Source organism: Sphingomonas sp., assembly GCF_042091075.1.
Classification (GTDB): Bacteria; Pseudomonadota; Alphaproteobacteria; order Sphingomonadales; family Sphingomonadaceae; genus Sphingomonas.
In genome coordinates this window covers 1-8440 of sequence record NZ_JBELIE010000146.1, presented here as the reverse complement: position 1 = coordinate 8440, position 8440 = coordinate 1, and the positions used below count along the sequence as shown (strand labels likewise).

11 protein-coding genes and 1 pseudogene are annotated in these 8440 nt (G+C 67.9%); 6 read left to right on the top strand and 6 right to left on the bottom strand.

The window, feature by feature from the left end:
* The 4 genes from ACFDSW_RS13235 to ACFDSW_RS13220 all read right to left on the bottom strand — a co-directional run.
* A partial coding sequence (locus ACFDSW_RS13235) for an RcnB family protein (protein WP_375250751.1) occupies positions 1–823 on the bottom strand: 823 nt, incomplete at its 3' end.
* 167 nt (positions 824–990) lie between these two features.
* Positions 991–1476, bottom strand: a complete 486-nt coding sequence (locus tag ACFDSW_RS13230; RefSeq protein WP_375250750.1) for a GAF domain-containing protein — start codon at positions 1474–1476, stop codon at positions 991–993.
* A 58-nt stretch (positions 1477–1534) separates the two neighbouring features.
* Positions 1535–1933: an alternative ribosome rescue aminoacyl-tRNA hydrolase ArfB gene (gene arfB / locus ACFDSW_RS13225; protein ID WP_375250749.1), complete on the bottom strand. Its 399-nt coding sequence runs from the start codon at positions 1931–1933 to the stop codon at positions 1535–1537.
* Positions 1926–2597, bottom strand: a complete 672-nt coding sequence (locus tag ACFDSW_RS13220; protein WP_375250752.1) for an RluA family pseudouridine synthase — start codon at positions 2595–2597, stop codon at positions 1926–1928. Before ACFDSW_RS13220 ends, arfB begins: the two co-directional genes overlap by 8 nt.
* A 45-nt stretch (positions 2598–2642) precedes the next feature.
* On the opposite strand from ACFDSW_RS13220, the gene ACFDSW_RS13215 reads away from it, so the two are divergent.
* Entirely contained in the window at positions 2643–3425 is a 783-nt protein-coding gene (locus ACFDSW_RS13215) for a M15 family metallopeptidase (protein WP_375250748.1), read from the top strand.
* 75 nt (positions 3426–3500) lie between these two features.
* On the opposite strand, the gene wrbA is transcribed toward ACFDSW_RS13215, so the two are convergent.
* Both wrbA and ACFDSW_RS13205 read right to left on the bottom strand, forming a co-directional pair.
* Positions 3501–4103: an NAD(P)H:quinone oxidoreductase gene (wrbA, locus tag ACFDSW_RS13210; protein WP_375250747.1), complete on the bottom strand. Its 603-nt coding sequence runs from the start codon at positions 4101–4103 to the stop codon at positions 3501–3503.
* Positions 4104–4166: 63 nt separating this feature from the next.
* Positions 4167–4904 carry a pirin family protein gene (locus ACFDSW_RS13205; RefSeq protein ID WP_375250746.1) on the bottom strand — a complete coding sequence of 246 codons (738 nt, stop codon included), beginning with the start codon at positions 4902–4904 and terminating at the stop codon, positions 4167–4169.
* Between the two features lie 98 nt (positions 4905–5002).
* Here ACFDSW_RS13205 and ACFDSW_RS13200 point away from each other — a divergent pair, with 98 nt between their 5' ends.
* From ACFDSW_RS13200 to ACFDSW_RS13180, 5 genes and pseudogenes are all read left to right on the top strand, one after another.
* Positions 5003–5890: a LysR family transcriptional regulator gene (locus tag ACFDSW_RS13200; protein ID WP_375250745.1), complete on the top strand. Its 888-nt coding sequence runs from the start codon at positions 5003–5005 to the stop codon at positions 5888–5890.
* Positions 5891–5956: 66 nt separating this feature from the next.
* On the top strand, positions 5957–7237 hold the full coding sequence (locus tag ACFDSW_RS13195) for an amidohydrolase family protein (RefSeq protein ID WP_375250744.1): 1281 nt from the start codon (positions 5957–5959) through the stop codon (positions 7235–7237).
* 49 nt (positions 7238–7286) lie between these two features.
* On the top strand, positions 7287–7634 hold the full coding sequence (locus ACFDSW_RS13190) for a DUF3140 domain-containing protein (protein WP_375250743.1): 348 nt from the start codon (positions 7287–7289) through the stop codon (positions 7632–7634).
* Positions 7635–7842: 208 nt separating this feature from the next.
* Positions 7843–8214, top strand: coding sequence for a 30S ribosomal protein S12 (rpsL, locus tag ACFDSW_RS13185; RefSeq protein WP_019831557.1), 372 nt, complete (start codon positions 7843–7845; stop codon positions 8212–8214).
* Between the two features lie 119 nt (positions 8215–8333).
* Positions 8334–8440, top strand: a pseudogene (locus tag ACFDSW_RS13180) (30S ribosomal protein S7); the annotation flags it as partial.

The window sequence follows — 8440 nt, the reverse complement described above, 5'->3', positions numbered from 1 at the left end:
CGCCGTAGCTGCCCGACTGATAGGCGACGACCGGCGCGGGCGGCGGATAGTCCGCGCCGGGTCCGGGGCCGGGTCCGGGTGCGGGCGGCGCATAGGGGGCACCATAGCCACCACCGTAACCGCCGCGATCGGCGCCGGGCGGCGGGGCGACCGGCACGCGGCCGGCGCGGTCCGACCGGTCGATCGCCATCCCCGCGAGCGCGCCGGCGCCGGCGCCGAGCAAGGTGCCGCCCAGCCGGTTGCCACGCCCCGCGATGACATTGCCCGCCACCCCGCCGACGACCCCGCCGATCACCGCACCGCCGACACCGTTATCGGCGTCGCGCGTCGGATAGGGCAGACGCGGATAGCCATCGCCACCGCGACCGTCATTGCCACCGGCATATCCGTCGTAACGATCCCAGGCGACGCCGGGGACGCTGTCGTACACCATGCCACGCTGGTCGATCAGCACCGCATCATCGTAATAGCGCGACCAGGTATAGCCATAGGGCGGCTGCGGCAGCCCGTAGGTTGACCAGTTGCCGACGTACCAGCCCGGCGCGACCCAGTAACTCGGTAGTACCCAGCCGCGCACCGGCCGGCGATACGCCCGCCATCCGCCCGGCGCGCGCGTTCCGCCCCACCAGCGGCCGTCGATCTGCCCGCCCCAGCGGCCGCCCTGCCATCCGCCGGCACCGCCGCGCCACTGGCCCTGCGGCCCGCCCTGCCAATGCGGCGCGGGTCCGCTATGCGGCGCGACCGGCGCGCTGGCATATTGGGCATTCGCCGGCATGGCGGAACACGCCATCGCGGTGGTTGCGGCGAGAAGCAGCATGCGCATCGGGTGGGGCTCCCTGGATACCCTGTGATCACATCGGTAGACGGTCGGCGCGGCAACGCGCCCCCGCGTTAACGAGTTGCTTACCATCGTCAGGGATGCCCAACCAGTCGAGCGCTTTGTCCCGAATCGGGAAGCGCCAGACCGTCCCGGCATGGGGCGCTGTACGGTTAAGGCGCGATGCGCGGCGCCAGCAGCGACATCAGCGCCTCGCACCCGCGCGCGTCGTCCTCATCGAAGCGTGCCGGCAGGGGGCTGTCGAGATCGAGCACGCCCAGCAGGCGATCGTCGTGGACGATCGGCACCACCAGCTCAGAGCGGCTGGCCGCGTCGCACGCAATATGGCCCGGAAAGGCGTGCACATCGTCCACCATTTGCGTCGTGCGGGCCATCGCGGCGGTGCCGCACACGCCCTTTCCCAGCGCGATGCGGATGCACGCCGCCTTGCCCTGGAACGGCCCCAGCACCAACTCGTCACCGATCAGACGGTAGAAGCCCGACCAGTTGAGATCGGGCAGGTATTGCGCGATCACCGCGGCGGCATTGGCCATGTTGGCGACCGGATCCGGCTCGCCCGCGGTCAGCGCATCGAGCGCGGCATGCAGGTCGCGGTACAGTTCGGCCTTGCTGCCGGTGGCGATATCGAAAGCGTACATTCACACCGAGGTAGAATGCCGCGCGCCGAAGTCCAGAGGGGACAGGACAGCCCGATATTCAATCGAGCCGCACCTTGCCGCGCCCGGCCTTCACTTGCGCGCGCCCCTTCTTCTCATCGACCCGCCGCGCCTTGGCGGCACGGGAGGGTTTGGTCTTCACGCGCCGCGCCTCGCGCTTCTCCGCCTCCGCCAGCATCTCGGCGAGGCGCGCGCGGGCGTCCTGCCGGTTGGCTTCCTGCGTGCGGTATCGGCGCGCGGTCAGCACCAGTGTGCCCCCGGCGGTCAGCCGACTGCCCGCGATCACCTTCAGCCGGCGATAACTTTCCGGCGACAGGCCGATCCGGAAGACATCGACGCGCAGCTGACACGCGGTGGCGACCTTGTTGACGTTCTGGCCGCCCGGCCCGGTCGCGGCGAGGAAACGTTCCTCGATCGCGTCCTCGGGCACCTCAATCATGCGGGGCGATATCCTCGGCGGTGAAGCCGGCCTGATCGAACCGCGCGGGCCAGGGTGCCTCCGCCACGATATCGGCCTTGCCCGGTCGCGGCACGGTCAGCGCGATCGCGTGCAGCATCATCCCGCCGGCGTGCGGAGTGCCGTAGATCGCATCGCCGGTCACCGCCATGCCGAGCCCTTCGAGCGCATGGACCCGGATCTGGTGCGTGCGGCCGGTCGCCGGGCGGAACTCGACCAGTGCCCGGCCGTCACGCGCCGCGATCAGGCGCCAGTCGGTACGGGCCGCCTTGCCGCGCGGGTCTTTCGTCATTCGCCAGCCGCGCTCGACGCTCGATACCTTGCCCAGCGGCAGGTCGATCGTGCCCTGCTCGTCGGGCGGCACACCGTCGAGCACCGCGACATAGCGTTTGGCGACCAGCCCGCCCTCGAACGCCTGCTGGAAGCGCGCATGTGCCTTGGGGTTGCGCGACAGCAACAGGCAGCCGCTGGTATCACGGTCGAGCCGATGGACCGCGACCGGCCAGCGGCGGAAGCCGAAGGTCAGCGAGGCGAGGTGATTCTCCAGGCTGATCGCGCCGTCACGCGGCGGATCGACCGGCAGGCCCATGGGCTTGTCGATGACTAACGCCTCACCGTCGAGGAAGAGCACCCGGTCGCCCAGCATACACAGCCCCTTGCCATTGTGCGCCGCCGCTGGCCAGAGGGTGTCATGCATCGTTTTCTCATCACCGTGCTGACGCTGCTGGCCGCGCTGCCGGCGCAGGCGCAATTGTGCGACGGCAGCAGCACGCGGATCGCCGCGGACGGGCGGGCATGGGGACACCTGCCCTATGGCGACGCCGCGCCCGGCGACCTGGCCGCCGTGCCCGACGAATGGACCGTCGGCCCGTGCCAGCTACGGCGCGAGGTGATCGTCGACCTGCAGCGGTTGCTGACCGCCGCCGCGAACGATCCGGCGGTCGGCGGCCGTATCCTGGCGCTGTCGTGCCATCGCTCGATCGCGTATCAACAGGCGGTGTTCTGCCGCGGCGCGAAGGAAGCGGCGGGCGATCGCGCGATCTCGGTCGCGCCGCCGGGGCATAGCGAGCATGCCACAGGCTTTGCGCTCGACTTCGCCTTTCGCCCGCGCAGCAACGGCTGCCCGGATGCAGAAGCGTGTATCGCCGCGACGCCGGCGTTCCGCTGGCTGGTCGCCAACGCGCCGCGTTTCGGCTTCGAGATGTCGTTTCCGGCCGGTAACCGGCAGGGGGTGAAATGGGAGCCGTGGCACTGGCGCTGGGTCGGGACATCGGCGCAGGCGCCGGGCGCGGCGCGGGCGCGCGCCTTGTTCGTTCGGGCACGACGCGATTTCCCGGCGGCGCCGGCGGTCGATCCGGTCGTCCGCGTCATGGTGATCCCGCAGGCGCCCGCCCCGCCGGTGTATCTGTCACCGATCGCGGCGCCCGAGTGTCGCCGGGGTAAATGCCGCCTGCCGAGGGCGAAGCGGCGATAAGCCAGTGTCCGTCGCCCCGGAGCGACCGGCTCCCGGCATTGGCCGGGATCCGGTGCAACGAGGCAGCTCGCGGCGTTACCCGAACAGCTTTGCCGCGGTTTCGGCGATGCGCTTGCCCTGGTAGCGGGCGCCGTCGAGATCGACCTGGCTCGGCTGGCGGCTGCCGTCGCCATCGGCCAGCGTGCTGGCGCCATAAGGCGTCCCGCCATGGACTTCCTTGACGCCCATCTGCCCCTGATAGCCATAATCGAGGCCGACGATCGTCATGCCATGATGCAACAGGTTGGTGATGATCGAAAACAGCGTCGTTTCCTGTCCGCCGTGCTGGCTGGCGGTGGAGGTGAACGCGCCGCCCACCTTGCCGACCAGCCCGCCGCGCATCCACACGCCGCCCGTGGTGTCCCAGAATGCTGCCATCTGGCTGGGCATGCGGCCATAGCGGGTCGGGGCGCCGACGATGATCGCATCATAGCCGGTCAGCGCCTCGGGGCCCTCGATCTCCGGGTGGGCGGTATCGGTCTTGAAGCCGGCGGCCTCCACCACCGCGGGTGGCGCGGTTTCGGCGACGCGACGGATCGCCACCTCGGCGCCCCCGGCGCGCGCGCCTTCCGCGATGGCGTCGGCCATCTTCTCGATATGGCCATAGGACGAATAATAGAGGACGAGCACCTTGGGCATGACAGCTCCTTTTACGTCATCGGAAGGGATAGGGGGCTGGCAACGCCAGCCCCGTCGACAGGATTATTGGGCGTCGACCAGCACCAGCTCGGCATCGGCGAGCGCGGTGATCGACACCGTCCGTCCGCCGTGGATCGCCGCCCCGTCACGCGCCGCGAAACGCTCGCCGTCGATCGTCACCTCTCCGGTCGCGGCGACGCAATAGGCGTGGCGGCCGGCATCGATCGCCAGTTCCAGCGTCTCGCCGGCGGCGAGCGTCGCCCCCAGCACCCGCGCCTCGGCGCGGATCGGCAGCGCGGGCTGATCGCCGGTCAGATCCTCGGCATAGCCGCTCGCCAGCGTGACGAAGCGGCCCGAACGGTCGCCGCGGGGGAACGGCTTGGCACCCCAGCTCGGGGCGCCGCCACGGCGCGTGGGCTCGATCCAGATCTGGAACAAGGTGGTCGGCTCGGTTTCCAGATTGTATTCGGAGTGGCGCACGCCGCTTCCCGCGCTCATCACCTGGACGTCGCCCGCGCCCGTCCGGCCGAGGTTGCCGAGCGAATCCTGATGGGTGATCGCCCCGCTGCGAACATAGGTGATGATCTCCATGTCGCGATGCGGGTGTGGCGGGAATCCGCTGTTGGGGGCGATCGTGTCGTCGTTCCAGACGCGGATCGCACCCCAGCCCATCCGCTCGGGATCATGATAGCTCGCGAAGGAAAAGTGATGTCGTGCGTCGAGCCAGCCGTGATCGGCATGGCCCAGCGTCTCGAAAGCGCGGCGTTCGATCGTCGCCGGGGAAGATAGGATGTCGTTCATGTCCAGATATCCTTTGTGTGGACAAGAGATAGGACAGGCACGCCCTTGCCAAAATGGAAACGATTGAAACGTATCGTTTCGAGAGTTACCAAGAGACGATGAGGCTTCCCGATCTCGAGGCATGGGCGATCTTCGCCGCCGTGGTGGAACATCGCAGTTTCAGCGCTGCGGCCGAAGCCGTCGGGCTCAGCAAGGCGACCGTGTCGAAGGCGGTCTCGCGGCTGGAAGCGCAACTGGGCGTGTCGTTGTTCCACCGCACGTCGCGGCGCTTGGCGCTGACCGAGGCGGGACGGCCATTGGCGGACCATGCCGCCCGGATCGTTCAGGAGGCGCAGGCGGCAGAGGAAACCGCGCGCTGTGGCGCCCATTTGCCCGCCGGGCGCGTCCGGATGGCGGCGCCGATGAGCTTCGGCCTTCAGAACGTCGCGCCGCTGATCGCGGACTTCCTGCTCGAATATCCGATGATCGAGATCGACCTGCACCTGTCGGACGCGCGCGTCGATATCGTCGCGGAGGGTTTCGACGTCGCGTTGCGGATCGCCAACCTGCCCGACAGCAGCCTGCGCGCGCGCCGCTTGTGCAGCATCGCCGCGCATCTGGTGGCGGCGCCCGCCTATCTGGAACGACACGGCGTGCCAACGCATCCGGCGCAATTGGGCGAACATCGCCTGCTTGGCTATACGAACGTAGCCGGGCCGTGGCGTTTTCAGGGCAAGGACGGCAGCGAAACGTCGGTGAAGGCGTCCGGGCCGCTATCGGCGAACAGCGGCACCGCGCTGCTGCCCGCGCTGGTGGCGGGGCTGGGGATCGCGCGGCTGCCGGCGTTCATCGTCGGCGAGGCGCTGGCGGCGGGGGAGGTGGTCGAACTCCTGCCCGATTGGGCGCCCCCGCCGGTGATGCTGCATCTGCTGACCCCGCCCAGCGCGCTGCGGCCCGCGCGGGTGGAGGCGCTGATCGCCTTTCTGGCGGCGCGGCTGAAAGACTGAGTGATATCGCGCTGGCATTGGCCCCGGCGCTGCGTCATCCTCTCGTCGACATAGAGGGGTGAACGAATGACGATCTGGAACGGGATGCGCGCGGCCGTGGCGGCGGTGGCGGGCGGCGCGGCGCTGGCGGCGACCACTCCGGCCGTTGCGGAGACGGTGGTGGTCACCGCGGCGCGGATGCTGGATGTGCAGAGCGGGCGGATCGTCGAGCGGCCCGTCGTCACCGTGATCGACGGCAAGGTGAGTTCGGTGGCCAGCGGCGCGGCGCCCGCGGGCGAGGCGAAGCGGATCGATCTCGGCGATGTCACGCTGATCCCCGGCCTGATCGACATGCACGTTCACCTCACCAGTCTGGCGGAAGTGGGCGGCTATCAGACGCTGAAATATACCGACAGTTTCTGGGGCGCGGTCGGCGTCGCCAATGCCGCCAAGACGCTACGGGCCGGGTTCACCACCGTGCGCAACGTCGGGGCGAGCGATTTCCAGGATGTCGGGTTGAAGGAGGCGATCGACGGTGGCTGGGTGATCGGCCCGCGGATCGTCCCGGCCGGCTATGCGATCGGCGCGACGGGCGGCCATTGCGACGACAATGCGCTGCCCCCCTCCTATGACCGGAAGCTGCCGTCGGTGGTCAATTCGCCGGAGGAAGCACGCGCCAAGGTCCGCTGGCTGCACAAATATGGCGCCGAGGTGATCAAGATCTGCGCCACCGGCGGGGTGTTTTCGCTGGGTGATTCGGTGGGTGGCCAGCAATTGAGCGTCGAGGAAATGCGCGCGATCGCTGACGAGGCGCATATGCTGCATATGAAGGTTGCGGCCCATGCGCATGGCGACGAGGGCATCAAGGCCGCGATCGTCGCCGGGATCGACACGATCGAGCATGTCAGCCTCGCCTCCGACGAGGCGATCCGGCTCGCGATCCAGCACAAGACCTGGTTCGACATGGATATCTATAATGACGATTATATCCTGGCGACGGGCACCAAGAACGGCACCGAGCAGGAAAGTCTCGACAAGGAGCGGATGATCGGCCTGAAACAGCGTCAGACCTTTCAGCGCGCAGTGAAAGCCGGGGTGATGATGTCGTTCGGAACCGATGCCGGGGTCTATCCGCACGGCGACAATGCGAAGCAATTCGCCAAGATGGTCGAATGGGGAATGACGCCGCTGCAGGCGATCCGCGCCGCGACGTCGAGCGCGGCGCAGGCGCTCGGGCGCGACGACGTGGGCGTGATCGCGCCGGGCCGATGGGGCGACATGGTCGCGGTACGCGGCGATCCGCTCGCCGATGTGAGCGTGCTCGAACATCCCGTCGCGGTGGTGAAGGGCGGCGTGCGCGTCGATTGAATGAACCCGGCGCCTCTTCGCGAATTGATGCGCGCGAGGAGAGCTGCCCATGGCCGACGACCACGACACGGTTGCGAAGGAATTCAACGAGGCCGTCAACATGGCGCCCGCCGAGCTCGAGAAATGGCTCGACAGCGATGACAGCAAGCGCGTCGGCTACAAGGGCGGGGACGGCGAGGGCTCGGGCGAGAGCGTAGGTCACAAATCGGTGCGCCGGATCGTCGAGATCAAGCGCACGAAGAAGGCCGACCTGAGCGACGACGATTATGCGCATATGAAGAAGGTGGTGTCCTACGTGCACCGCCATCTGGCGCAGAAGGGACCGGCGAAGGACAAGGAGACGTCCGACTGGCGCTACTCGTTGATGAACTGGGGCCACGACCCGCTCAAGGACTAAGCGCTGCGCCGCCCGGATTGACCTGCCGCCGATGCTTGCGTATAGGCGCGCCGGTTCGTGCGACGAGGTGACTCGCGTGCGGACAGCTTGAACATTGCTGGATGCATTGAGGGCCTGGCGGCTGGCAACGGCGGCCGATGGTCCTTTTCGTATTCCAAGTAGCTGTGATGGCTCCAGCAAAGTAACCTAGATAGAGGTGAAGGCTTCAATGCCAACGATCAACCAGCTGGTCCGCAAGGGCCGCGAGCCGCAGAAGGCCAAGAGCAAGGTCCCTGCGATGGAGCAGAACCCGCAGAAGCGCGGTGTCTGCACCCGTGTCTATACGACGACCCCGAAGAAGCCGAACTCGGCGCTGCGCAAGGTGGCCAAGGTCCGCCTGACCAACCAGCGTGAGGTCATCAGCTACATCCCGGGCGAGGGCCATAACCTGCAGGAGCACTCGGTGGTGCTGATCCGCGGCGGCCGTGTGCGCGACCTTCCGGGTGTGCGCTACCACGTGCTGCGTGGCGTGCTCGACACCCAGGGCGTCAAGGACCGCAAGCAGAGCCGTTCGAAGTACGGCGCGAAGCGTCCGAAGTAAGCCACGCACGTCGCTCCAGCGAAGGCTGGAGCCTCTTGGTTTATGATCCGCTCTTCGCCGGAAGATCCCAGTTTCCGCTGGGATGACGTGAGTGGCGGTTGATCTAGAAGGAAATTCACATGGCGCGTCGTCGTCGTCCCGAAAAGCGGGAAATCCTGCCTGATCCCGTATACGGGGATGAGGTTCTGTCGAAGTTCATGAATTCGGTGATGCTGGACGGCAAGAA